General features: G+C 63.7%; 23 protein-coding genes and 1 tRNA gene. 7 read left to right on the forward strand and 17 right to left on the reverse strand.

Going from position 1 to position 22,756, the window contains the following annotated elements; all coding sequences use genetic code 11:
- Nucleotides 1–19 precede the first annotated feature (19 nt).
- Nucleotides 20–901 carry a polyphosphate kinase 2 gene (gene ppk2, locus IE101_RS03020; RefSeq protein ID WP_189632301.1) on the forward strand — a complete coding sequence of 294 codons (882 nt, stop codon included), beginning with the start codon at nucleotides 20–22 and terminating at the stop codon, nucleotides 899–901.
- Nucleotides 894–1,505, forward strand: a complete 612-nt coding sequence (locus IE101_RS03025) for a TetR/AcrR family transcriptional regulator (RefSeq protein WP_189632302.1) — start codon at nucleotides 894–896, stop codon at nucleotides 1,503–1,505. Before ppk2 ends, IE101_RS03025 begins: the two co-directional genes overlap by 8 nt.
- A gap of 5 nt (nucleotides 1,506–1,510) precedes the next feature.
- Here IE101_RS03025 and IE101_RS03030 read toward each other — a convergent pair whose 3' ends face one another.
- The 5 genes from IE101_RS03030 to IE101_RS03050 all read right to left on the reverse strand — a co-directional run bounded on the left by IE101_RS03030 (nucleotide 1,511) and on the right by IE101_RS03050 (nucleotide 6,988).
- A complete protein-coding gene (locus tag IE101_RS03030; RefSeq protein ID WP_189632303.1) occupies nucleotides 1,511–2,521 on the reverse strand; it encodes a capsular polysaccharide export protein, LipB/KpsS family in 1,011 nt (336 codons plus the stop codon).
- Entirely contained in the window at nucleotides 2,521–3,594 is a 1,074-nt protein-coding gene (locus IE101_RS03035; RefSeq protein WP_189632304.1) for an ABC transporter ATP-binding protein, read from the reverse strand. Before IE101_RS03035 ends, IE101_RS03030 begins: the two co-directional genes overlap by 1 nt.
- A gap of 23 nt (nucleotides 3,595–3,617) precedes the next feature.
- Entirely contained in the window at nucleotides 3,618–4,427 is an 810-nt protein-coding gene (locus IE101_RS03040) for an ABC transporter permease (RefSeq protein WP_189632305.1), read from the reverse strand.
- Nucleotides 4,424–5,311 (reverse strand): ABC transporter permease, encoded by an 888-nt coding sequence (locus IE101_RS03045; protein WP_189632306.1) that lies wholly within the window; start codon nucleotides 5,309–5,311, stop codon nucleotides 4,424–4,426. The genes IE101_RS03040 and IE101_RS03045 overlap by 4 nt, the downstream gene beginning before the upstream one ends.
- A gap of 273 nt (nucleotides 5,312–5,584) precedes the next feature.
- Nucleotides 5,585–6,988, reverse strand: coding sequence for an aminotransferase-like domain-containing protein (locus IE101_RS03050; RefSeq protein ID WP_189632307.1), 1,404 nt, complete (start codon nucleotides 6,986–6,988; stop codon nucleotides 5,585–5,587).
- Nucleotides 6,989–7,074: 86 nt separating this feature from the next.
- On the opposite strand from IE101_RS03050, the gene IE101_RS03055 reads away from it, so the two are divergent.
- Nucleotides 7,075–7,293: a DUF1127 domain-containing protein gene (locus IE101_RS03055; RefSeq protein ID WP_189632308.1), complete on the forward strand. Its 219-nt coding sequence runs from the start codon at nucleotides 7,075–7,077 to the stop codon at nucleotides 7,291–7,293.
- Between the two features lie 141 nt (nucleotides 7,294–7,434).
- Here IE101_RS03055 and rpsI read toward each other — a convergent pair whose 3' ends face one another.
- The 4 genes from rpsI to IE101_RS03075 all read right to left on the reverse strand — a co-directional run bounded on the left by rpsI (nucleotide 7,435) and on the right by IE101_RS03075 (nucleotide 10,045).
- Nucleotides 7,435–7,923, reverse strand: coding sequence for a 30S ribosomal protein S9 (gene rpsI, locus IE101_RS03060; RefSeq protein ID WP_189632309.1), 489 nt, complete (start codon nucleotides 7,921–7,923; stop codon nucleotides 7,435–7,437).
- A gap of 2 nt (nucleotides 7,924–7,925) precedes the next feature.
- Nucleotides 7,926–8,390 (reverse strand): 50S ribosomal protein L13, encoded by a 465-nt coding sequence (rplM, locus tag IE101_RS03065; RefSeq protein WP_189632310.1) that lies wholly within the window; start codon nucleotides 8,388–8,390, stop codon nucleotides 7,926–7,928.
- A 249-nt stretch (nucleotides 8,391–8,639) separates the two neighbouring features.
- Nucleotides 8,640–9,425: an SseB family protein gene (locus IE101_RS03070; protein ID WP_189632311.1), complete on the reverse strand. Its 786-nt coding sequence runs from the start codon at nucleotides 9,423–9,425 to the stop codon at nucleotides 8,640–8,642.
- Nucleotides 9,422–10,045 (reverse strand): uracil-DNA glycosylase family protein, encoded by a 624-nt coding sequence (locus tag IE101_RS03075; protein WP_189632726.1) that lies wholly within the window; start codon nucleotides 10,043–10,045, stop codon nucleotides 9,422–9,424. The genes IE101_RS03070 and IE101_RS03075 overlap by 4 nt, the downstream gene beginning before the upstream one ends.
- A gap of 113 nt (nucleotides 10,046–10,158) precedes the next feature.
- Here IE101_RS03075 and IE101_RS03080 point away from each other — a divergent pair, with 113 nt between their 5' ends.
- The 4 genes from IE101_RS03080 to kdsA all read left to right on the forward strand — a co-directional run bounded on the left by IE101_RS03080 (nucleotide 10,159) and on the right by kdsA (nucleotide 14,716).
- Nucleotides 10,159–11,367, forward strand: a complete 1,209-nt coding sequence (locus tag IE101_RS03080) for a Na+/H+ antiporter NhaA (protein ID WP_189632312.1) — start codon at nucleotides 10,159–10,161, stop codon at nucleotides 11,365–11,367.
- A 158-nt stretch (nucleotides 11,368–11,525) separates the two neighbouring features.
- On the forward strand, nucleotides 11,526–12,185 hold the full coding sequence (locus IE101_RS03085; RefSeq protein ID WP_189632313.1) for an ABC transporter ATP-binding protein: 660 nt from the start codon (nucleotides 11,526–11,528) through the stop codon (nucleotides 12,183–12,185).
- Nucleotides 12,163–13,872 carry a KpsE/RkpR family capsule polysaccharide export protein gene (locus IE101_RS03090; RefSeq protein WP_189632314.1) on the forward strand — a complete coding sequence of 570 codons (1,710 nt, stop codon included), beginning with the start codon at nucleotides 12,163–12,165 and terminating at the stop codon, nucleotides 13,870–13,872. The genes IE101_RS03085 and IE101_RS03090 overlap by 23 nt, the downstream gene beginning before the upstream one ends.
- Nucleotides 13,873–13,885: 13 nt before the next feature.
- A complete protein-coding gene (gene kdsA, locus IE101_RS03095; RefSeq protein ID WP_189632315.1) occupies nucleotides 13,886–14,716 on the forward strand; it encodes a 3-deoxy-8-phosphooctulonate synthase in 831 nt (276 codons plus the stop codon).
- 99 nt (nucleotides 14,717–14,815) lie between these two features.
- On the opposite strand, the gene IE101_RS03100 is transcribed toward kdsA, so the two are convergent.
- From IE101_RS03100 to cysS, 8 genes are all read right to left on the reverse strand, one after another.
- Nucleotides 14,816–14,892 (reverse strand) — tRNA-Arg (locus tag IE101_RS03100).
- 45 nt (nucleotides 14,893–14,937) lie between these two features.
- Nucleotides 14,938–16,155: a cysteine desulfurase gene (locus IE101_RS03105; protein WP_189632316.1), complete on the reverse strand. Its 1,218-nt coding sequence runs from the start codon at nucleotides 16,153–16,155 to the stop codon at nucleotides 14,938–14,940.
- Between the two features lie 21 nt (nucleotides 16,156–16,176).
- Nucleotides 16,177–16,656: a YIP1 family protein gene (locus IE101_RS03110; RefSeq protein ID WP_189632317.1), complete on the reverse strand. Its 480-nt coding sequence runs from the start codon at nucleotides 16,654–16,656 to the stop codon at nucleotides 16,177–16,179.
- Nucleotides 16,656–17,933, reverse strand: coding sequence for a Fe-S cluster assembly protein SufD (gene sufD / locus IE101_RS03115; RefSeq protein WP_189632318.1), 1,278 nt, complete (start codon nucleotides 17,931–17,933; stop codon nucleotides 16,656–16,658). Before sufD ends, IE101_RS03110 begins: the two co-directional genes overlap by 1 nt.
- Complete coding sequence (sufC, locus tag IE101_RS03120) at nucleotides 17,933–18,688, reverse strand: Fe-S cluster assembly ATPase SufC (protein ID WP_189632319.1); 756 nt, start codon at nucleotides 18,686–18,688, stop codon at nucleotides 17,933–17,935. Before sufC ends, sufD begins: the two co-directional genes overlap by 1 nt.
- Before the next feature lie 42 nt (nucleotides 18,689–18,730).
- Nucleotides 18,731–20,242 (reverse strand): Fe-S cluster assembly protein SufB, encoded by a 1,512-nt coding sequence (gene sufB / locus IE101_RS03125; RefSeq protein WP_189632320.1) that lies wholly within the window; start codon nucleotides 20,240–20,242, stop codon nucleotides 18,731–18,733.
- 14 nt (nucleotides 20,243–20,256) lie between these two features.
- A complete protein-coding gene (locus IE101_RS03130) occupies nucleotides 20,257–21,300 on the reverse strand; it encodes a cysteine desulfurase family protein (RefSeq protein WP_189632321.1) in 1,044 nt (347 codons plus the stop codon).
- Entirely contained in the window at nucleotides 21,300–22,661 is a 1,362-nt protein-coding gene (gene cysS / locus IE101_RS03135) for a cysteine--tRNA ligase (RefSeq protein WP_189632322.1), read from the reverse strand. The genes IE101_RS03130 and cysS overlap by 1 nt, the downstream gene beginning before the upstream one ends.
- Between the last annotated feature and the right edge of the window lie 95 nt (nucleotides 22,662–22,756).

Here is a 22,756-nt window from a genome sequence, read left to right on the forward strand (position 1 = left end):
GGCAAAAGGGGATCACGGGATGGACCTGCCTTTCGACGGCGCAATCAGCCGCTATTTCCGGGAAGAGGCGCCCAAGGCCATCCGCAAGGCCATTGAAACGGCCGACAAGGACGACATCCTCTCCAAGGGCTATCCCTATCGTCACGAGATGGCGAAAAAGGATTATGAGACCCAGATGGAGGCGCTGCAAATTCAGCTGGTGCGGATGCAGGCCGATGTGAAGGCCAGCGGCCGGCGCGTGATGATCGTGTTCGAAGGGCGCGATGCCGCGGGCAAAGGCGGCACGATCGGGGCACTGACACAGAACCTCAACCCCCGTGGCTGTCAGGTGGTGGCGCTGGCCAAACCCTCGGACCGCGAGGTATCGCAATGGTATTTCCAGCGCTATGTCGACTGGTTCCCCGCGGCGGGTGAAATCGTGGTCTTTGACCGCAGCTGGTATAACCGCGGCATTGTCGAGCCGGTCTTCGGCTTTTGCACCCAGAACCAGAAAGAGGCGTTCTTCCGCCAACTGCCGGATTTTGAACGCATGATCGTGGCCGAGGGCATCACCCTGATGAAGTTCTGGCTGGATGTCAGCCGCCCCGAACAGCTGCGCCGGATGCTGGCGCGCGAATCCGATCCGCTGAAACAGTGGAAACTCTCGCCCATCGATGTCGAAGGGTTGACCAAATGGGAGCCCTATTGCGAGGCGATTGCCGAAACGCTCGACCGCAGCCATTCCGACATTGCGCCCTGGACGGTGGTCCGGTCGGATGACAAGAAGCGCGCGCGTCTTGCGGTGATCCGGACCATCCTGCAGGGTGTGGATTTCAAGGGAAAGGACCGCGCCGCGATCGGCCAGCCCGACCCGCTGATCTGCGGCGGCCCCGAGATGTGGTCAGACGGCGAGAATGACTAAACGCGGCTACCATCACGGCAATCTGCGGCAGGCATTGGTCGAGGCGGCGCTGACGCTGATTGCGGAAAAGGGGCCGCAGGGCTTTACCCTGTCCGAAGCCGCCAAGGGCGCCGAGGTGACACCCGCCGCCGTCTACCGCCATTTCGCCGGGCGCGACGACCTGCTGGCCGAGGTGGCCCGGCAGGGCTATGAAATCTTTGCCGCGCTGATGGAATTTGCCTTCAATGACGGCAAGCCGTCGGCCCTTGCGGCCTTTGAGGCGACGGGGCGGGCCTATCTGGCCTTTGCGCGCAAATATCCCGGTCATTATATGGCGATGTTTGAAAGCGGTCTCAGCCCGCAGGCCTGGCCCGATCTGGCACCGGTGGCAGCACAGGCGCGGGCAGTGCTGGAACGCGCCGCGCGCGGCCTGTCACAGCACCTGCCCGAAGACAAGCGCCCGCCCGGCAGCATGGTTTCGGCCCATGTCTGGGCCATGAGCCACGGCGTGGTGGAGCTTTACATGCGGGGGGGCGCGACCAGCGCCTTCCCGCCCGAAGACCTGCTGGAAACCGGGATCGGCATTTATCTGCGCGGCCTCGGCCTGCTGCCGCCCGACCGCTGAAAGCGTCAGAAGAACCCCTCATCCGGGCCAAGAAGAATGCCCTTGGCGCGAATGCGGCGCAGCACCTCGGGCAAGGCGCGGGGGTGATCTTCGACACAGTTCTGCCGCAGGAACCAGGTGACAAAGCGTTCATGCGGCCAGGTCCGCGCCAGCGCCGCCGCAATGGCCGCGCCCAGTCGGGTCGGATCGGTCAGGGTGATGGCGTTCTGCGCGAAATCGGTCTGCCCCCCAAGCACGACGGGCTTGCGATGCAGGAAGGCTTCAAACCCAACGGCCGAGGTTAGCGTCAGCACGCAATCGCAGGCCGCCAGCAGATCATGGATCGATGCCTCAGTCACAAAGACCCCCCGGTCGGGATTGTGAAAGGCCTGAAGCTGCGCGCGTTCTTCCGGGGTGTTGTTGGGATGGGGTTTGATGCAGAGCGCCCGCGCGCCCTTGTCGCGGATCGCCGCAGCGATCAGCTGCGGCACGGTCAGGTAATGGCGGTGATGCCGGGGTGGCAGGAAATCCTGCGCGAAAAGCGCAAGGCAGCCCTGCGGCACGGGATGGCTGCCCCGCGCGGCCTGCGCGAATTTCGACGCATTGGCCCCGATGAACTGATCAGCCAGTTTGCCATGCACCTTGTTGGCATAGCCCTCGGCCACCAGCCGTTCTTCAAACCGCCGCAGGCGATGCGAGGAATTGTTGCGCGTGCCCAGCTCATCAAAATACCAGAATCCGCGCAGATAGGCGGGAACGGCGTGAAAGGCATTTGGGGCGTAAAGCGGGCGGTCCTCCAGAAACACATGCAGATGCCCGCCTTGAAGCGCCGCAAGCGTGGCACCATCGGCGCTATAGGGCACCACCTCCACCCCCCAGCCGACGCCTTCGGCATGGTCTGCCAAGGCGTCGAGCAGACGAAAGCCGCCACGGCACAGCGTGGCGGCCAACTTGTCGCGGGCGTGAAAGATCAGCGTCGGCGGCAGGCTGTCCAGCCGGGGCCGGCTCAGCCAATCCGCCGGGCGGGCCTCCCGCATCAGCGGAAGAGGACCATGGCACCGGGGCTCCACCCCACGCGGGCGCGGGTGCCGATGTCCAGCACCGGGCGGCCTGGGACGTTGCGCATCGACAGGCGCATGGCCGTTTGGGCGCCATCCAGCTTCACGTCGTAATAGGTCATGTCACCGTAATAGACGACCTCTTCCACCGTCGCCATCGACTCACGGTCGGTCGCAGTCTGACCGTCAAAGAGGATGGTCAGCGTTTCGGGGCGGCAGCCGATGCTCATCCCTTCACCCGAGGTTGCGCCCATGACCTGATCGGCGCCAATCGTCATGCGGCCAAAGCCCTGGGCCTCAATCTCGCAGCTGCTGCCCTCCGACAGGATCTGCGCGGGCAGGAAATTCATGGTCCCGATGAAATCGGCCACTTTCCGGCTGTTCGGACGGCGATAGAGCGTTTCGGGATCGGCCAACTGCGCGATCTGGCCCTCGAACATCACGGCGATGCGGTCGGACATGACCAGCGCCTCTTCCTGGTCATGGGTGACCAAAATGAAGGTGATGCCCACCTGACGCTGCAGCTTGATCAGCTCCATCTGCATCTGTTCGCGCATCTTCTTGTCCAGTGCGGACAGCGGTTCATCCAGCAGCAGCACCTTGGGTTTCAGGATCAGCGCCCGTGCCAGCGCCACGCGCTGCCGTTGCCCGCCCGATAGCGCATGGGCCGCGCGCTTGCCGTAGCCCTTGAGGCCGACCATCTCCAGCGCCTCGGCCACGGCCTTGGCCTTGTCGGCGGCAGACCGCGGATCGCGGCGCAGGCCAAAGCCCACGTTCTGCTCAACGCTCAGATGCGGGAAGATCGCGTAGGACTGGAACACCATGTTCGTCGGGCGCTGGTTGGCCGGAACCCCGTCCATGACCTTGCTGTCAATCAGCACCGCGCCCGAGGAGATATCCTCAAACCCCGCGATGGTGCGCAAGAGCGTGGTCTTGCCGCAGCCCGAGGGCCCGAGCAGCGAAAAGAACTCCCCCGCCTTGATGGTGGCATTGATCCCCCGCAGCGCGTGGTAATCGCCGTAGTATTTATGAACGTCCCGGAACTCGATCATGTTCGGTTTGTCGGAAGAGAACGTCACAGGAAGCCTCCGGTGTCCTTGCCGCCCGATCTCGCGATACCACGGCGACGGAAATATTCAGCGATGGTCAACAGGCAGATCGACAGACAGACGAGGACGAAGCCAAGCGCCATGACCGCCGGAACCTTGGCCGGGAAGCGGAACTGCCCGAAGATATAGACCGACAGCACGGTCTGATTGCCGCCAAGGAAGTAAGAGATGATGAATTCATCCAGGCTGATGGTGAAGCAGATCAGCAGGGACGAGATGATGCCGGGCATGACCAGCGGCAGGATGATCAGCCGGAAGGTCGAGGCCGGGGTTTCACCCAGGTCATAGGCCGCCTCTTCCAGCGACCGGTCGAGCGACTGGAAGGCCGAAGTCAGGATCGCCACCGCGAAGGGGGTGCAGATCAGCACATGGCCCAAGATGATGGTGAAAAGCGACAAGGGCACGCCAATCGCCATCAGCACAACCAGCAGCGCCATCGACACAATCATCTCGGGCAGCACCATGGGCAGCATGATCAGGCCCAGAATGCCCGCCTTGCCCGGAAAGGTGTAGCGCGTCGAGGCGCGGGCCGCGAAGATGCCCAGCGTCGTGGACAGGATCGAGGCCGAAACCGCAATCGTCAGCGAATTGCCGAAAGCGTTGAACAGCTGCTGGTCCGCCCACATCTCGGCGAACCAATTGGTGGTGAAGCCCTGCAGCGGGAAGGCGATGACCTTGCTGTCATTGAAGGCAAACAGCGGCAGCAGCGCGATCGGCGCATAAAGGAAGATCAGATAGGCGATGGCATAGGCGCGCAGAGAGGGACTCTTGTTCATTTCTGCCCCCTCAGGAACCGCTTGTTCAAGAGCAGGAAGACAATCGACACCACCGATACAATCAACATGGCCGTGACCGCGATGGCCGCCCCCACCGCCTTGTCATTCTGCTTGAGCATCTTGCCTTCGATCATGTTCGCAATCATCGGGATCTTGCCGCCGCCGATCAGGTCGGGGGTCACATAGTCGCCGATGGTCGGGATGAAGACGATCAGCACCGCCGCAATCACCCCCGGCATCGACAGGGGCAGCGTCACGCGCCAAAAGGTCATGAGCTTGCTTTCGCCCAGATCCTGCCCGGCCTCGAGGAAGGACCGGTCGATCTTTTCAAGGCTGACGAAGATCGGCAGGATCGCGAAAGGCGCATAGGCATGGGCCAGCGTCGCCACCATCGACCCGACGGAGTAGTTGATGACGGTCAGCGGCTCATCAATGATCCCGAGGCTCAGAAGCCCCGAATTGATCACACCATTGTACCCCAGGATCACCTTCCACAGGAACACGCGGATCAGATAGCTGGTCCAGAACGGAATGGTGATGAGGAAGAGCCAGAGCGACTTGCGTTCCGGCCGGACGTGGAAGCTCACGAAATAAGCCACCGGATAGGCCAGCAGCACCGTGATCGCCGTCACCAGCGAAGCGACAGTGAGCGAGCGCATCATGATCGCCTGATAGATGCGGCCGGTCCAGACCTCAATGTAATTTGCGAAGGTCAGGCCGGAAGACAACCCCACCTTGCTGTCCACCATCAGCGAATAGACCACAACAGCCACCAAAGGCGCCGCCAGAAGCAGCGTGGCGTAAATCGCGGTCGGTGAGACCATCAACAAGCCGTTGGTAGCCTCGGGATTTCCGAAGCGACCAGGCGACGACCCAGATTTCATCATGCCCCCTGTTGTTTCCCGCAGGCCGCGGGCTGAGACAACTTTTTCCAAAATTACTGGCATACCCCTTGGCGGCTGAAAAGGGGCGAAATGGCGAACTGGCCGCAAAACATGGGGGAAAATGAAGAACGATGCCAGACAGTTTATTGATTTTATGTGACAAAAAATTTGATCATTTTTTTCGCTACTGAGGCGGCAAAGCGCAGATATCGGGCGCCTTGCCCCGAAAAGCGCCACCCGGCGCAGAGGTCGGCCGGGGGACGCAGCAGCAGATCAGACCGCCATATCCGAAGGCGGCCGGGCCAGCAGACTCGCGATTTTGTCCACCGCCGCCTCATACCGCGGCATGGGGATCGCGCCCGCCACCGCAATTCGCAGCGCATGGGGCGCCCTGCCGTGGATCAGCGCGTATTCATCCGCCTGCCGCAGCAACACCCCTTCAGCCTCGGCCGTGCGGGCAAAGGTCGAAGCCCGCCACCCCGAGGGCAACCGCACCCAGATAAAGGGCAGACCCGGCTGCCAGTTCACGTCAAACCGCCCCAGCCCGTTGACCAGCCGCTGCAGGCGCACCGAAAATTCGGCCGCAACGCCGCGACGCAGCTCTTGCGCGGCCCCGCTTTGCATCAGATCCAGCACCAGATCCGACACCGGCCGCGCCAATGCAAAGAACCCGTGCTGCGCCGTCAGCCGCCCCGCCTCGCCCATGCCCGTCGGACAGACGACATAGCCAAAGCGCAGCGCGGCCGAGATCGATTTGGACAGCGACCCCACATACCAGGTGCGCTCCGGCGCAATCGCACGGATTGCGGGCAGATCGCTTTCCGCCACGGAATAACAATCATCTTCAATGATTTGCAGGTCATAGCGCCGTGCAATCTCGGCAATCCGGGCGCGCCGTTCGACACCCATCCGCGTGGCGGTCGGGTTCTGCGCCTCGGGCGTCAGCACAAGGATCTGCGCGCCGTGCCGACGGCAGGCCGCCTCCAGCGCATCGGGCACCATGCCCTCGCCGTCGATCTCGATCCCCACGACCTCGGCCCGCGCCAGCCGCGCGGCATGGCGGATGCCGGGATAGGCCAGATCCTCGGTCAGGATCACCGGGCGATCGCCCCGCAGACAGCAGAGAAAGACCAGCAAAAGCCCGTTCTGCCCGCCATGCGTCAGCGCGACATCCTCGGCCGTGACGGGCCCCAGCACCCGGTCCGACAGCCAGCTCACGATCTCGGCCCGCAAGGGCGCCTCCCCCCGCTGCGAGGGGTAGTCCGCCCAGGCCACATCCAGCCCGTCGCCGATGCGGTGCAGCGCCGCAGAAAAGGCCGCGCCCTGCCCCACATCCGGCAATTGGGGGGAACGCATGTCCACGAGCCAAGGCTCGGACTTCAGATCCCGCTCCAGAAACAGCGATTGTGTCGGTCCCAGCCGCGGCGCGCGTGCGGCCACAAAGGTGCCACGCCCCACGGTGGCCGCCAGAAGCCCTTCCTGTGTCGCAAGCTGATAGGCCCGGCTTACCGTGCCCGGCGTCACATGCAGATCCCAGGCCAGATCCCGTACTGTGGGCAATTGCGTGCCGGGCGGCAGTTCGCCCGCACGAATGGCCTCCCGCAAGGCGCGGGTCAGCGCCAGATATTTCGGCCCCGGATATTGTGACAAGTCAGGTTGCCAAGTTGTATCAGTCACAATGTTCCTCTGGCGCAGATCAACCGGATTTTGTATCCATCACCCTACAAGATTTTCCAAATTGTATCAACACAAAAGGTGATGCCATGGCCCGGTCGCAACTGGCCGCCCCGACCCTCCCGCTCTCTCAGCTGCCGCCCGTGCCGCGCCTTCTGGTCGCGCTTGCACAGGTCTGGGCCACCTGGGATCTGCGATACAAGGGCCGCCGGGCGCTGCGCGATCTGGACCCGCATCTGCTGCGCGACATCGGGCTCACCGCCCAATCGGCCGAGGTCGAATGCCGCAAACCCTTCTGGCAGGACTGATCCTCCACATGCGCGTACCCCAACTGGCCGGGCCTTTGCCCGGCCTTTTTTGTTGCCCGATCCCTGCGCCCTGGCCCCGCAGCGCACAAACGAAAAAGGCCCGCGGAAACCGCGGGCCTTTTCTGCCGGATGGCAAAGATATCAGCGCTTCGAGAACTGGAAGCTGCGGCGGGCCTTGGCCTTGCCGTACTTCTTACGCTCGACCACGCGGCTGTCGCGGGTCAGGAAGCCGGCGGCTTTCAGCGCGCCACGCAGCGAGGGTTCGTAAAGCTGCAGCGCTTTCGAGATGCCGTGCTTCACCGCACCGGCCTGGCCCGAAAGACCACCGCCGACCACGGTCGCATAAACGTCGAACTGGCCTTCGACATTGGCGATCTGGAACGGCTGCTTCAGGATCATCTGCAGCACGGGACGGGCGAAGTAGACCGCCATTTCCTTGCCGTTGACGATGACCTTGCCCGAACCCGGCTTCACCCAAACGCGGGCGACAGCGTCTTTACGCTTGCCGGTGGCATAGGAACGGCCCAGCGAATCGCGCTTCGGCTCACGCACGGCAACCTCGGCAGCAGCCGGAGCCGCAGCGCCCGAGACGGCCGATTTCAGATCGTCGAGGGATTTGATGTCAGCCATGATCAGGCGCTCCGGGTGTTCTTGGGATTCAGAGCCTTGACGTCCAGGACGGTCGGCTGCTGGGCTTCATGCGGATGCTCGGCGCCGGCATAGACGCGCAGATTGGTCATCTGCTGCTTGCCCAGACGGTTGCGGGTGATCATCCGCTCGACCGCTTTCATCACGACGCGCTCGGGGTGATTGCCTTCCAGCACCTGACGCGCGGTGCGGAACTTGATCCCGCCCGGGTGGCCGGTGTGCCAGTAGTAGCGCTTGTCATTGCGCTTGTTGCCGGTCATCTGCACCTTGTCGGCGTTGATGACGATGACATTGTCACCCATGTCCATGTGGGGGGTGAACGTCGGCTTGTTCTTGCCGCGCAGGATATTGGCGACGATCGTGGCGAGGCGGCCCAGAACGACGCCTTCGGCGTCGATCAGGATCCACTTCTTCTCGATATCCGCCGGCGTAGCGGTAAAGGTTTTCATATCGGAACCCATGGAGTTGGAGGGACGATGACCGCCCCTGAATCTCGGATGGGGGCTTTTCCCCCATTTCCCGCTGCGCGTCAACACAGCAAACCACATTAAAAACAATACAAAACAAGTGGTTACAAAATAGGTATTAAAATACCCCATTCACCTTGGTCCAAATATCCCCGCCGGAGGCACCCGGAGCCGCGCCAGCGGCGACCTTGAAGGCGTGCCGCCGCAGGCGGCTCCGTTTGGCAAGCGGGATCAACGCAGGACGGGGGGCTTGTCGGGGTTCATGCCCGGCGCCTGCGGGGCGGCGGGTTCCTCGGCGACGGGCTGGGGCAGATCAAAGCGCAGCGCCACCCGGGCCATGGCGGCAGCGGCAGGCTCGGCCCCTGACAGGAAGGTCACATCCATCTCTCCCGCCTCGATGCCCGAAAAGGTCAGCGCCTCGGCAGCAGCACGGGCCAGCGCGGCCTGCGCCCCTTCGACCGCGTCGATGAAGGCCAGCATATGCCCCTGCCGCCCCCCGGTATAAGTCACCGCAGCCAGCAGCGCATGGGCCGCAAGCCCGCCCGCGCGGGCAAGCTTTGCATCCAACCCTTCGACCAGACGCTCGGGCAGGCCCCTGGGCGGATCGAACCGCTCGGGCCGGGCCTCGGCCTCTTCCGGGCCATGGGCCAGCGTCTCGGCCAGCCAATCAACCGCGAAAGGCGGCAGCAGCATCGAGGACGGCGCCACCCCGAGGTTGATCCCAAGGCCGATCCCCTGCCCGGCGAGCAGTTGCGCGATCACCCGCCCCGGCAGCGCCGCATAGGGCGCGGCAATGCCGGTAAAGGCCCCCAGCCGCTCTTCGGTGTCAAAGATCAGAACGACCGGCCCGTCCTCCAGGTCAAAGACGCGCGGGGTCAGGTTCTCGCCCTCAGCCTCTGTTTCCAGCAGCAGCACCATCTCGCCGTCCGCCAGCCGCTCATAGAACCGCAGGCGCGGGGCGTCGTCGCCCTCGGCGGCGGCGGCCATGGCTTCATAGGCAAGATCAAGCGGCGTCATTGCGGGCTCTCCGGATCGGGTGTCAGTACATCGGGTGTCAGGGCCGCGCGCACGGCGGCGCGCAAATCGGGCAAGAGATCGGTCGCAAACCATGGGTTGCGCTTCAGCCATCCGGTATTCCGCCAGGACGGATGCGGCAAGGGGAATATCCCCTGCTGCGACAGGCGGCGCCAATCGGCCACCACCTCGGTCACGGGGCGGCGGTCCTGCAAATGCCAGCGGATCGCGGGCGCCCCGATGGCCAAGACCAGCCGCAGCTTGCGGTGCTGCGCCAGAAGCGGCGCGCGCCAGGTACGGGCACAGAGGGGCGGCGGCGGCAGATCGGCCCCCCGCACATCCAGCCCCGGAAAACAAAAGGCCATGGGCAGGATCGCAATCCGGCTGCGGTCATAAAAGACCTCGGGCCGGATCCCCAGCCAATCGCGCAGCCGGTCGCCGGAGGGATCGGTGAAGGGTTGCCCCGACAGATGCACCCGCATCCCCGGCGCCTGCCCCGCGATCAGAAGCCGCGCCCGTGCCCCATCCCACAGCACCGGGCGAGGCGCATGGGCGGTGGCCGTTTGCGCAAAGCGTTCCGCGCACAGGCGGCAGCTGCGAATGGCCTGGGCCATATCCTCCATCGGACTCCCCTTTTCGTGGCGCTGCGCGATTTCCCGCGTCGCTTCTGCGGGTGCCATTGCCCCCGCCTGCGGTCAAGGCTATGCGGGGCCAGCCGTCTGACACAGGTGCGCCGATGTATCGCGTCTCGAACTTCATCCGCCACTTTGCCCGCGCGCTGCTGCTGGGCAGCGTGCTTGCGACGATCTGGGTCAATCTGGACCCGGCAAGCTATTATGATGCGATGGAAACGCGGCTGATCCCCCTGCCGTTCCCCGACTGGATGGTGGCCGATCACGTGCGTGTCACGCTGATGACGCTGACATCGGAATGCCTGATGGCGCTGTTCTTCTTCCTGCTGGGCAAAGAGCTGTGGGAGGCGAACATGCTGGAACGCGGCGCGCTGCATGGCCGTCGCGGCGGACTGCCCTTCTTGGCCACCATGGGCGCGGTCGCGGGGGCTGTGCTGGTCTGGGTGCTGGTCGCAGCGATGATCGAGACGGCCGAAGAGGCGAGCTTTGGCACCGGCTGGGCCGTGCCCATCGGCTGCGACGTGGTCCTCAGCTATGTGGTGGGTCGCCATGTCTTTGGCCGTGGCAGCCCGGCCCTGCATCTTTTGCTGCTGATCGCCATCGGCGCCGATCTGACCGGGCTTCTGGCACTGATGCTTGCGCCACAGGCCGCACCCTTGCGCCTGCTGTGGCTGGCGCTGCCCCTGCTGGCCAGCCTTGGCGTCTGGTTCGCCTTTGGCCGCCATGCGGCAGGCACCACCGAACGGGAACGGCAAGAGGCGTTGCATCTTTGGCCCTATCTAGTCGCAGGCGCCATCAGCTGGATCGGCACGGCCGCTGCGGGCCTGCCGGGGGCGCTTGGGCTTTTGCCGATCATCCCGGCCATTCCGCATGCACACCGCGCCTTCGGCCTGTTTGCCGAGGCCGAGGAATATCTGCATGACCCGCTGAACCGGCTGGCGCATCTGGCGGTCAAGCCGCTGATCCTGGTGCTCTTCCTGTTTGGTCTGACGCGCGGGGGCATCGACCTTGGCGCCTTTGCCCCCACCACACTGGTGACGCTGGCCGCGCTTTGGATTGGCAAGCCGCTGGGGCTCTGGCTGGGGGTGGTGCTCGCGCAGCGCCTTCTTGGGCTGCCGCTGCCTGCAGGCGTCACACGGGTCGACATGCTGCGTATCGCGTTTCTGATCGGGATGGGGTTCACGGTGCCGGTGGTGGCGCTTGACAGCGCCATGCCCGGCGGCGCCATGGCCGAGGCTGCGCGGCTGGGCCTCGCGCTCAGTCTTCTCATGGGGCCGGTCGCGCTCTTGCTCTTGCGGAGACGCCCGCGTTGATGGTGCCTGCTGCCATCATGCACGCTGACATAATCATGCCCCAATGACCCGCTATCCCGCAGGTTGGTGAAACAGTGACCCTGTGTTAAGGAAGTTGCTCTATCCGGTGGAAACAACCGGAAGAGCAGCACGCTCCCCCCGGGGGCGAAGAGGCGCCGATGATCGAGTTCGAAAATGTCAGCAAGTCCTTCTGGACCGGACGGCAGCGCAAGGTGATCCTTGATCGCGCCTCCTTTCGGGTGGAACTGGGCAATTCGCTGGGTATTCTGGCCCGGAACGGCACCGGCAAGACCACGATCATCAACATGATGGCGGGGCTGGAAAAACCGGATGAGGGACGGATCCTGCGCACCTCGCGCATCTCGTTCCCGCTGGGCTTCATGGGCGGGGTGGTCAGCAAGCACACCGCCACGGAAAACGCCCGCTACATCGCGCGGCTTTACGGGCTGGACCCGGATTATGTCGAAAGCTTCTGCCGCTGGCTCTGCGGGCTGGACGAATATTTCGACATGCCGCTGGGCACCTATAGCGCGGGTATGAAATCGCGCTTCACCTTTGCGCTGATGCTTGCGCTCGATTTCGACATCTACCTGATCGATGAAGGCATGCCCGCCACCACGGATGTCGAATTCAACCGCAAAGCCGGGGCCATCCTGAAGGAACGGCTGCGCAAGGCCACGATCGTCGTGGTTTCGCATCAGGCCGCGACGCTGGAAAAATTTTGTCGATCTGCTGCCGTTCTGAAGAATGGCCAACTTTACATGTTCGAAACCCTCGAAGAAGCGAAACGTCTTTATGACTACGAAGCTCACAGCTAAGCGGTTCCGCATCCGGCGGCCCGACCCGGTGGAGCCCCTGCCCCCCAATCGGCCCGAACCGGCCGCCGAGGGGGCGCTGTTCACCCCGCTGGAAGACGGTTTCGGCAACCAGAGCTTCCTGCCCCCGGAGCCCGATCAGACCGAGCCCGAGCCACCCAAGGCCGCAGAGCCGCCGCCAGCCGTCGCAGCCCCGGCGCCGCTGACCGGCGTGCCCGGCGCCGATCTTGATGCCATCCGGCGCGAAGGTCTGACGGGGCGGCAGCTGCGTCTTGCCCGGCGACTGGCGCAAAAGCACAACCTGCCCGCCACATCGGATTTCGATGCCGTGCGGCTGTTGCGGCAGGCGGGGCTGGATCCCTTCCAGCGCACCACCCTGCTGGAGCTTGTGCCCGGCGCAGGCGGCAGCGGTGGCGACGAACCGGCCGAGGTCGGGACGATGATCGCGACCACGCCGGGGGGGGACGGGGTCAAGCTGCCCCAGACAATCAAGCCGATCCAGGTGCCGTCCACCGAACTGCGGGCCGAACAGGGCCATATTTCCGAGGTGATGCGCATCCAGCGCGATCTGGCGAAACGCCGTCGGCGCAAGTCGATGCTGCTGTCGCTGCGGCTGTTCTTCTTTGTCGGCCTGCCGACGATCCTGACGGCCTTTTATTACTTCTTCGTGGCGACCCCACTTTATTCGGTGAAGTCGACCTTCGTGATCCAACAATCCGGCGCGCCGTCTGGCGGCGGGGCGGGTGGTCTTGCGGGCCTGCTGCAAGGCACCGGTTTTGCCACCTCGCAGGATTCGATCGCCGTTCAGGACTACCTGCAATCGCGCGAAGCAATGGCGCGCCTTGATCAGGAACATGGCTTCCGCAGCCATTTTGAAAGCGACCACATCGACCCGATCCAGCGGCTCGACCCGGAGACAACGCTGGAATCCAGCTACAAGACCTATCTGCGCAACATCCACATCGCCTATGACCCCAGCGAGGGGATCATCAAGATGGAGGTGATCGCCGCAGACCCCGATAAGGCGGTCGAATTCGCGCAGGCGCTGGTCGGCTATGCCGAAGAAAAGGTCGATCACCTGACGCAGCGCGTGCGCGAAGACCAGATGAAAGGCGCCCGCGAAAGCTACAAGACCGCCGAGCAAGAGCTGATCGACGCGCAGCGCCGCGTGGTCGAGCTGCAGGAGAAATACAAGGTCCTGAGCTCGGAGGTCGAGGTTCAGCTGATTTCCTCGCAGATCGGCAATCTGGAAAACCAGCTCACGGCGGATCGGCTGTCGCTGCAACAGATGGAAAGCAACGCAAGCCCGAACAAGGCCCGGATGGATCCGCTGAAACGTCGGATCGCGGCGCTGGAATCAGAGATCGCCGCCCTGCGCAGCAAACTGACCGAGGAAGGCAACGGGCAGGAAAGCATTGCCGTCGTGCAAGGTGCGCTGCTGATCGCACAGGCGGATGTCGAAACGCGCCGTCTGCTGCTGGCCCAGGCGCTTCAGGCGATGGAGGCATCGCGGATCGAGGCCAACCGTCAGGTGCGCTATCTCTCGGTTTCGGTGGCGCCCGTTGCCCCCGATCAACCCAGCTACCCGCGCGCATTTGAATATAGTCTGGTTGCGCTTCTGATCTTTGGCGGTATCTACCTGATGATCTCGATGACCGTCGCCATCCTGCGCGAACAGGTCTCGGCATAAGGAGAGACGACCGATGAAAGATGTCCAGATCGGCGGCTTGACCGTCAGCAATGACCAGCCGCTGCTGGTGATCGCCGGGCCGTGCCAGTTGGAAAGCCTTGACCACGCCCAAATGATTGCGGGCCGCATGGCCGAGGCCTGCGCGGCTTCCGGGGCGCAGTATGTGTTCAAGGCAAGCTACGACAAGGCGAACCGGACCTCTCTCAAGGGGCGGCGCGGGCTGGGGATGGAGGCAGGCCTCAAGGTGCTTGAGGCCGTCCGCGCCATGGGCATGCCCGTTCTGACCGACATCCATGACGAAGGTCAGGCGCGCGAGGCCGCCCATGTGGTGGATGTGATCCAGATCCCCGCCTTTCTCTGCCGGCAAACCGATCTTCTGCTGGCAGCCGGCCAGACCGGGGCCGTGGTCAATATCAAGAAAGGGCAGTTCCTTGCGCCCTGGGACATGGCCAATGTCGCCGACAAGGTCGCCTCGACAGGGAACGAAAAGATCCTGCTGACGGAACGCGGCGTCAGTTTCGGCTACAACACCCTGGTGGCCGATATGCGCAGCCTGCCGACCATGGCGCGCACCGGCTGGCCGGTGATCATGGACGCGACCCATTCGGTGCAGCAGCCGGGCGGTCAGGGCGGAAGCTCGGGCGGGCAGCGCGAATTCGCGCCCGTCATGGCCCGCTGTGCGGTGTCCATCGGGATCGCGGGCGTGTTCATCGAAACACATGAGGCCCCCGATACCGCGCCTTCGGACGGGCCGAACATGATCCCGCTGGATCAGATGCCCGCGGTGATCGACAGCCTGATGGCCTTCGACCGTCTGGCCAAGGCAAACCCGCTGCGGGTGTGACCACGTCCCGGGCGGCCGCAATTGGCCGCCCTGCCCGCAGGTCAGAAAACGACAAACGCGCCGACAAGCGGCGCGTCTTTGTCAGGATAACGGAAATTTTGGCGCACCCAGCACGATTCGAACGTGCGACCTTTGCCTTCGGAGGGCAACGCTCTATCCAGCTGAGCTATGGGTGCGTTGGTGACTGCATAGACCAGGAACGCGGGACCTGCAACCGGAAATCAGGCAAAAAGATCGTGGCAAAGCTCCAGCGCCTCGATCAATTTGTCCACCTCCTCCAGCGTGTTATACATCGCGAAAGAGGCCCGGCAGGTCGCCCCCACGCCCATGTGCTGCATCAGCGGCATGGCGCAATGGGTGCCCGCGCGCACGGCGACGCCCTTCTTGTCCAGCACGGTCGAAATGTCATGGGCATGGGCCGGCCCTTCCAGCGTGAAAGAGAAGATCGCCCCCTTGCCCGCCGAATTGCCCTGCACCTGCAACCAGTTGAGCCCCGCCAGACGCTGCCGGGCATAGTCGCGCAGCGCCCGTTCATGCGCCGCCACATTCTGCATCCCCAGCGACATGAGGTATTCCAGCGCCACGCCCAGCCCGATCTGCTGCACGATGCCGGGGGTTCCGGCCTCGAACTTCATGGGCGGGTCGTTGTAGGTTACGGCCTCGCGCGTCACCTCGCGGATCATGTCACCGCCGCCCAGGAAGGGCCGCATCTCGGCCATGCGTTCCTTGCGGATGAAGATCGCCCCTGACCCCGAGGGGCCATAGAGCTTGTGCCCAGTCAGGGCATAGAAATCACACCCCAGCGCCTTCACATCGACAGGCATATGAACGGCGCCCTGGCTACCGTCGACCAGCACCGGCACCCCTTTTTCGCGGGCGCCCCGGCAGATTGCGGCCACATCGACGACGGTGCCCAGCACGTTCGACATCTGGGTGATCGCCACCAGCCGGGTCTTCGGCCCGATGGCATCCAGCACCGCCTGCGGATCCAGATCCCCATTCGCGTCACATTCGACCCATTTCAGCACCACCCCCTGCCGTTCGCGCAGGAAATGCCAGGGGACGATATTGGCGTGATGCTCCATGATCGACAGCACGATCTCATCCCCGGCCTGAAGGCGCGGTGCGGCCCAGGCGTAAGAGACAAGGTTGATCCCCTCGGTCGCGCCCGAGGTGAAGGCGATCTCATGCTCATCCGCGTTCAGAAACCGGGCGACAGTGCCGCGAACGGCCTCATACTTTTCGGTCGCAAGGTTCGAAAGGTAGTGCAAGCCCCTGTGCACATTGGCATATTCCTGCGAATAGGCCTGCGTAACCGCATCGATCACGCATTGCGGCTTTTGCGCCGAGGCGCCGTTGTCCAGATAGACCAGCGGCTTGCCATTCACCTGCCGCGACAGGATCGGAAAATCGGCCCGCACCTTTGCCACGTCGAACATCAGCACCCCCAAGGGAAGGGATCAGACCGACGCCGCGCGCAGGTTCATGATCCAGAGATAGAGAAACCCGGCCAGCGTCAGCGTGCCGACCGTCCATTGTGCCGGTCCCGCGCCCAGAAAGCCCGCGACCAGACCATTCAGCAACAAGAGCGGCGCATTCGCCAGCATCGCCCAGAACAGCGCCATCCGCGCGGCAAAGCCCGTGATCGGCCGGCGGATCAGCCGCATGACCAGCTGCGACACCGCCGCCAGCAGATAGGCAAAGAGCGGCAGCATGAAGACCGTGGCCAGCAGCGCACCGCCCAGACGGGCATCCAGCGGCGTGGCCGGGTCGAAATGCGCGGCCCGCGCCATGGCGGGCCATTGCGCCACGAAATTGATGAGGCTTGCCCCCATCACGGTCGCAAGCGCGCGATCCTCGCGCACGCCATCGGCAAGCTTGCGCGCCATCACCGCCTTGGGGCGGCGATAGCTTTCAAGGATATCCGGCGCGACGGGCATCAGCCTTCGTGCCGTGCAAGCCAGGCTTCGAGACGGGCGCGCACATCCTCTGCGATGGTTTCGTCCTCGATCTCGGCAATCGCCTCGGCAAGGAAAGCCAGCACCAGCAGCGACTGCGCCTGACGCAACGGCACCCCGCGCGAGCGCAGGTAGTAAAGCGCCGTTTCGTCGATCGCACCCGAGGTCGAGCCATGCGAACATTTCACGTCATCCGCATAGATTTCCAGCTCGGGCTTGGCGAGGAACTGCGACGCCTCATCCAGCAGCAGGCTCTGGCTGATCTGGTAGCCATCGGTCTTTTGGGCGCCGGGCTTGACCAGAATCTTGCCCTGGAAGACGCCGACCGCGCCGTTCTTCAGCACCTTCTTGAACACCTGGCGGCTTTCGCAACGTTCGGCGGCATGGGTGACGAAAACGGTGTCGTCATGCAGGAAATCGCCATCACCGACGGCTGCCCCGGCCACATGGGCGACAGCATCATCACCGGTCAGTTCCAGCACGGCTTCATTGCGGGTCAGCACGCCATTGGCGGTGAGCGTGAAGCTTTTGAACAGCGATTCCGCGCCGAGACGCGCGAAGATATGCGTCACGGCACGGCGCTGATGATCGCGGCCCTGGGCGCGGATGTGGTGGAAGCGCGCGCCATCGGCAACCTCGACCTCCAGCACCTTGTTGAAGCGCGCAGCCGCCGGGCCGTTTTCCAGCAATGTCAGTTCGGCGCCCGCCTCCAACTTCACGCAATGATGAAGGATCGCGTCCGAAGTCTCTGATTTATGAAGATAAATCAGGTTGATCGGCTTTGCGGCCTTCTCCGTCACGCGGATCAGCACGCCTTCGGTTGCCGCTGCCGTGTTCAGCGCGGCCAGCGGGCGGGCGACCGGGGTCTGCCCGCGGGTTTCCAGCACGCCGTAAAGACCTTGCGCCCAGTGGATCTCGGCGCCTTGACGGCTGAGGAGTTCGACCCCCGCCGCCGCCGGATCATCCGACTGCGCCGGATCGAAAACGCCGTCGACAAAGACCAGCCGCACGCGGTCGATTCCGTCGAAGACCGGGGCTTCGTCGCTGGCGTCAAACAGGGCTGCCGGAGTGGCTGCAACCTGCGTCAGCGCGGTCGGATCGGTGTAGCGCCAGTATTCGTCACGCTTGCCGGGCAGACCCATGGCCTGCAGACGCGCCACCGCATCCTTGCGGGCCGCCGCCATCCAGCCGCCCGCCGGCACATCCAGCGCCGCCAGACGGGCTGAGGCCGCGTCAAGTTTCGCCTGAGTCACCGCCATCACAGCACCTCGGCCAGAATGTCGGCATATCCGTTGTTCTCGACCTCAAGCGCCAGTTCCGGCCCGCCGGTCTTGACGATGCGGCCATCGGCCATGATGTGTACGACATCGGGTTTGATATGGTCCAGCAGGCGCTGATAGTGGGTGATCACGAGGAACGAACGCCCCTCGTTCCGCAGCGCGTTCACGCCCTCGGCCACCAGCTTCATCGCATCGACATCAAGGCCCGAGTCGGTCTCGTCGAGGATGCACATCTTCGGCTCCAGCATCGCCATCTGGAGGATTTCGTTGCGCTTCTTCTCACCGCCCGAGAAGCCCACGTTGACCGGACGTTTCATCATCTCGGCGTCGATTTTCAGCGACTTGGCCTTTTCGCGCACGACCTTGAGGAATTCGCCCGCCGACATTTCCTCTTCGCCGCGGGCCTTGCGCTGTGCATTCACCGCGGTCCGCAGGAAGGTCATGTTGCCCACGCCCGGAATTTCGACCGGGTATTGGAAGGCCAGAAACAGGCCCGCCGCGGCGCGCTCTTCCGGCTCCATCTCAAGGAGTTCCACACCATCGAGCGTGGCGGACCCATCGGTCACCTCATAGCCGTCGCGGCCCGACAGCACATAGGAGAGCGTGGATTTCCCCGACCCGTTCGGCCCCATGATCGCATGGACCTTGCCCGTTTCCACGGTCAGGTTCAGCCCCTTGAGGATCACTTTCTCATCGTCTTCAAGTTTGACGTGCAGGTTTTTGATTTCCAGCATTTTTCCGTCCTTCATACCCTTTGCCCGCTCAGGGCATGAACCTTAACCGACCGAGCCTTCGAGGCTGATCGCGACGAGGCTCTGGGCCTCCATTGCAAATTCCATCGGCAGTGCCTGCAGCACTTCCTTGCAGAACCCGTTGACGACCAGCGCCACGGCCTCTTCCTCATCCATCCCGCGCGACCGGCAGTAGAACAGCTGATCGTCATCCACCTTCGAGGTGGTCGCCTCATGCTCGACCCGCGAAGAGTTATTCTTCACCTCGATATAGGGCACGGTATGCGCCCCGCATTTGTCGCCGATCAGCAGGCTGTCGCACTGGGTATAGTTGCGGCTGTTGGTGGCCTTGGGATGCATGGTCACCAGACCGCGATAGGTATTCTGCGCCCGCCCCGCGCTGATCCCTTTCGAGACGATGCGCGATTTGGTGTTCTTGCCCAGATGGATCATCTTGGTGCCGGTATCGGCCTGCTGGGCGTTGTTGGCGATGGCGATCGAATAGAATTCGCCCTGGCTGTCATCCCCGCGCAAGATGCACGAGGGGTATTTCCAGGTGATCGCCGAGCCGGTTTCGACCTGCGTCCACATCACCTTGGACCGTGCGCCCCGGCAATCGGCCCGCTTGGTCACGAAGTTGTAGATACCGCCCTTGCCCTCTTCATCCCCGGGATACCAGTTCTGAACGGTGGAATATTTCACCTCGGCATCGTCCAGAATGACGATCTCGACCACGGCGGCATGAAGCTGGTGGGTGTCGCGCTTGGGCGCGGTGCAGCCTTCCAGATAGCTGACATAGGCGCCCTTGTCGGCGATGATCAGCGTGCGTTCAAACTGCCCGGTGTTCTCCGCATTGATGCGGAAATAGGTCGACAGCTCCATCGGGCAGCGGGTGCCTTCGGGGATATAGACGAACGACCCGTCCGAGAAGACGGCGCTGTTCAGCGTGGCAAAGAAGTTGTCAGACTGCGGCACGACCGAGCCGAGGTATTTCTTCACCAGTTCCGGGTGTTCCTTGATCGCTTCCGAGATGGAACAGAAGATGACCCCGGCCTTCTTCAGCTCTTCCTTGAAGGTGGTGCCGACCGAAACCGAATCGAACACCGCATCCACGGCCACCCTGCGCGGCTCGTCCGACCCCTCGACGCCGGCCAGCAGCATCTGCTCTTTCAGCGGGATGCCCAGTTTTTCATAGGTGGCCAGCAGCTTGGGATCGACCTCGTCCAGCGATTTGGGCTTGGCCGCCATGCTTTTGGGTTTGGCGTAGTAATACTGGTCCTGATAGTCGATCTCGGGGTAGTTGAGCATGGCCCAACGCGGCTCTTCCATCTGCAGCCAGCGGCGGTAGGCGGCCAGGCGCCATTCCAGCATCCATTCCGGTTCGCCATTCTTTTCGCTGATCAGGCGGACGATATCTTCGGACAGGCCCTTGGGGGCATATTCCATCTCGATATCGGTTTCCCAACCGTGCTTGTACTTGCCGGCCATGGCCTGCACGGTCTCGATGGTTTCCCGATCCACGCCGTCGCGGACCTCGATCTCTTCCAGTGCCGACATGGCCCTATCCCCTCTCACATCCGCGCGCGCGCTTTGCGATACTGTGCGATCCACGCATCTGCAAAACGCAGCACCTGTTCTTCCTTCGTCTCCGGCCCGATCGACACCCGCAGCGCCGAGGCGGCCGCCGTATCGTCAAACCCCATCGCCCGCAGCACGCGGCTGGCCCGAACCTTGCCCGAGGAACAGGCCGATCCTGCCGAAACGGCAAAACCCGCCAGATCCATCTGCATCACCTGCGTCTCTCCCTTCCAGCCGGGGGTGACGAGGCAAAGCGTGTTCGGAAGCCGCGACGCGCCTTTTCCGACTGAAATAGTGTCATTTGCCGCGGCGCACAATGCTGAGTCTAGAATATTTCTAATTTCAGCGACCTTTTCCCAAACCCCATCGGCCAGATCACGCGCGGCGGCCTCGGCCGCGGCGGCGAAACCTGCAATTCCGATCAGGTTTTCGGTGCCTGCACGGCGGCCCATCTCTTGCCCGCCGCCCTTCAGCTGGGCCGAAACATCCAGCCCCCGCCGCAGCACCAGCGCCCCGATTCCCTTTGGCCCCCCCAGCTTGTGCGCCGAAACAAGGCCCATGTCGCAGCCCAGCCAGTTGAAGGCGAAAGGAACCTTGCCGAAGGCCTGGGTCAGATCACTCACCGCCAGACCTTCGGGCAGGGTCAGAAGGATGCCGGTTTCGGAATTGGCCATTTGCAGCGCGGTCTGGCGCGGGTCGGTCACCGCCACCTGCCCCGCCGCATCCACCGCCAGATCGGCGGCACACCAGGCGCTGACGGCCTCATGTTCCACATCGGCACAGTGCAGGCCTCGGCCCGCACAGGCGAGCGCCGCGCCCTCGGTCGCCCCTGAGGTGAAGACGATATCCGCCCCATCGGCCCCCAGCGCCGCAGCGATTTGCCCACGCGCCTTCTCCATCAGGCTTTTCGCCGCCCGCCCCTCGGCATGGACCGAAGAGGGATTGCCCACCACATCCATCGCCGCGATCATCGCGGCCCGCGCCTCGGGGCGCAGGGGGGTGGTAGCGTTCCAGTCCAGATAGACGCGCGCGGCCATCACAGCACCGGCAACTTCGCCGCGTCAAAGCCCGCGCCGGGCAGCAGCTCAACCCCGGCCTTGGACATGCGCACTTCAACCCCCGCCGCCATCAGCGCGGCTTTCATCGCATCCACCGCTGCGAAATCCTTGCTGGCCATCGCCTCGGCCCGCAGCGCGGCGAGACGGTCAGCATGGGTGGACAGATCCACCGTCACCTCGGCCCAGGCGCCCATCTCGGGCAACAGCAGGCCCAGCAGCTGCGCCGAGGCCAGAAGCCCCGCCGCATCGCCCGCATTGGCAAGCTTGTGCAACTCGGCCAGCGCACCGGCTGTGTTCACATCGCCCGCAAGCGCCGCCACGACCGTATCTGCCACCTGCCCCGGCTGCCCATCGCGGGTCAGCGCGCGCCACTTCCGCAGCGTCGCCTCGGCCTGGGCGGCCTTGTCGGCGGTCCAGTCCATCGGCTTGGAATAATGCGTGCCGAGATAGACGAAGCGGATCACCTCACCCGGGAAGCCCTGATCCAGCAGATCGCGCACGGTAAAGAAATTGCCCAGCGATTTGGACATCTTCTTGCCCTCAACCTGCAGCATCTCGTTATGCATCCAGATCTTCGCGAATTGCCCCGAGGGGTTGGCGCAGCAGCTTTGCGCGATTTCGTTTTCATGATGGGGGAATTGCAGATCGATCCCGCCGCCGTGAATATCAAAAGCCTCGCCCAGCAATTCGCGGCTCATGGCGGAACATTCGATATGCCAGCCCGGACGCCCGCGGCCCCAAGGGGACGGCCAGCCCGGCAGATCATCGCCCGAGGGTTTCCACAGCACAAAATCCATCGGATCGCGCTTGTAGGGCGCCACTTCAACCCGCGCGCCCGCGATCATGTCATCGACAGACCGCCCCGACAGCGCGCCATAGCCCGGGAAGCTGCGGACATCGAACAGCACATGACCTTCGGCGGCATAGGCATGGCCGCGCGCGATCAGCCCTTCGATCATGCGGATCATCGGGGTGATATATTCGGTCGCGCGGGGTTCATGGGTGGGGCGCAGCGCGCCAAGCGCGTCCATATCGGCGTGATACCAGCCGATGGTTTCATCGGTGATGTCACGGATCGGGCGGCCCGTCTCGGCCGCCTTGGCGTTGATCTTGTCATCCACGTCGGTGAAGTTGCGGACATAGGTCACCGCATCTGCGCCATAGACATGGCGCAGCAGACGGAACAGCGTGTCAAACACCACCACCGGGCGGGCATTGCCGATATGGGCGCGGTCATAGACGGTGGGACCACAGACATACATCCGCACCTTGCCGGGGATCAGCGGCTGCAGATCCTCTTCGCGGCGCGATTTGGTGTTGTAGAGCCTGATCGTGGTCATGGGGCCACCCTTCTTCCATCCGATCCGACGGGATTAGCGGTTTCGGCCCCGGATGAAAACACAGAAGCGCCAGCCGGGGGGCTGGCGCTTCGTGA

It is taken from the genome of Gemmobacter lanyuensis (assembly GCF_014652355.1).
GTDB lineage: Bacteria > Pseudomonadota > Alphaproteobacteria > Rhodobacterales > Rhodobacteraceae > Gemmobacter > Gemmobacter lanyuensis.

Coding starts and splice junctions, on each gene's coding strand:
- IE101_RS03035 (WP_189632304.1), bottom strand. CDS start 3,594: ATGATCGAGTTCCGGGACGTTCATAAATACTACGGCGATTACCACGCG.
- rplM (WP_189632310.1), bottom strand. CDS start 8,390: ATGAAAACCTTTACCGCTACGCCGGCGGATATCGAGAAGAAGTGGATC.
- IE101_RS03045 (WP_189632306.1), bottom strand. CDS start 5,311: ATGAAATCTGGGTCGTCGCCTGGTCGCTTCGGAAATCCCGAGGCTACC.
- IE101_RS03085 (WP_189632313.1), top strand. CDS start 11,526: ATGATCGAGTTCGAAAATGTCAGCAAGTCCTTCTGGACCGGACGGCAG.
- IE101_RS03030 (WP_189632303.1), bottom strand. CDS start 2,521: ATGCGGGAGGCCCGCCCGGCGGATTGGCTGAGCCGGCCCCGGCTGGAC.
- IE101_RS03025 (WP_189632302.1), top strand. CDS start 894: ATGACTAAACGCGGCTACCATCACGGCAATCTGCGGCAGGCATTGGTC.
- IE101_RS03090 (WP_189632314.1), top strand. CDS start 12,163: ATGACTACGAAGCTCACAGCTAAGCGGTTCCGCATCCGGCGGCCCGAC.
- sufB (WP_189632320.1), bottom strand. CDS start 20,242: ATGTCGGCACTGGAAGAGATCGAGGTCCGCGACGGCGTGGATCGGGAA.
- sufC (WP_189632319.1), bottom strand. CDS start 18,688: ATGCTGGAAATCAAAAACCTGCACGTCAAACTTGAAGACGATGAGAAA.
- IE101_RS03055 (WP_189632308.1), top strand. CDS start 7,075: ATGGCCCGGTCGCAACTGGCCGCCCCGACCCTCCCGCTCTCTCAGCTG.
- IE101_RS03040 (WP_189632305.1), bottom strand. CDS start 4,427: ATGAACAAGAGTCCCTCTCTGCGCGCCTATGCCATCGCCTATCTGATC.
- IE101_RS03080 (WP_189632312.1), top strand. CDS start 10,159: ATGTATCGCGTCTCGAACTTCATCCGCCACTTTGCCCGCGCGCTGCTG.
- IE101_RS03130 (WP_189632321.1), bottom strand. CDS start 21,300: ATGGCCGCGCGCGTCTATCTGGACTGGAACGCTACCACCCCCCTGCGC.
- kdsA (WP_189632315.1), top strand. CDS start 13,886: ATGAAAGATGTCCAGATCGGCGGCTTGACCGTCAGCAATGACCAGCCG.
- IE101_RS03070 (WP_189632311.1), bottom strand. CDS start 9,425: ATGACGCCGCTTGATCTTGCCTATGAAGCCATGGCCGCCGCCGCCGAG.
- IE101_RS03110 (WP_189632317.1), bottom strand. CDS start 16,656: ATGCCCGTCGCGCCGGATATCCTTGAAAGCTATCGCCGCCCCAAGGCG.
- IE101_RS03105 (WP_189632316.1), bottom strand. CDS start 16,155: ATGTTCGACGTGGCAAAGGTGCGGGCCGATTTTCCGATCCTGTCGCGG.
- IE101_RS03075 (WP_189632726.1), bottom strand. CDS start 10,045: ATGGAGGATATGGCCCAGGCCATTCGCAGCTGCCGCCTGTGCGCGGAA.
- cysS (WP_189632322.1), bottom strand. CDS start 22,661: ATGACCACGATCAGGCTCTACAACACCAAATCGCGCCGCGAAGAGGAT.
- sufD (WP_189632318.1), bottom strand. CDS start 17,933: ATGGCGGTGACTCAGGCGAAACTTGACGCGGCCTCAGCCCGTCTGGCG.
- ppk2 (WP_189632301.1), top strand. CDS start 20: ATGGACCTGCCTTTCGACGGCGCAATCAGCCGCTATTTCCGGGAAGAG.
- rpsI (WP_189632309.1), bottom strand. CDS start 7,923: ATGGCTGACATCAAATCCCTCGACGATCTGAAATCGGCCGTCTCGGGC.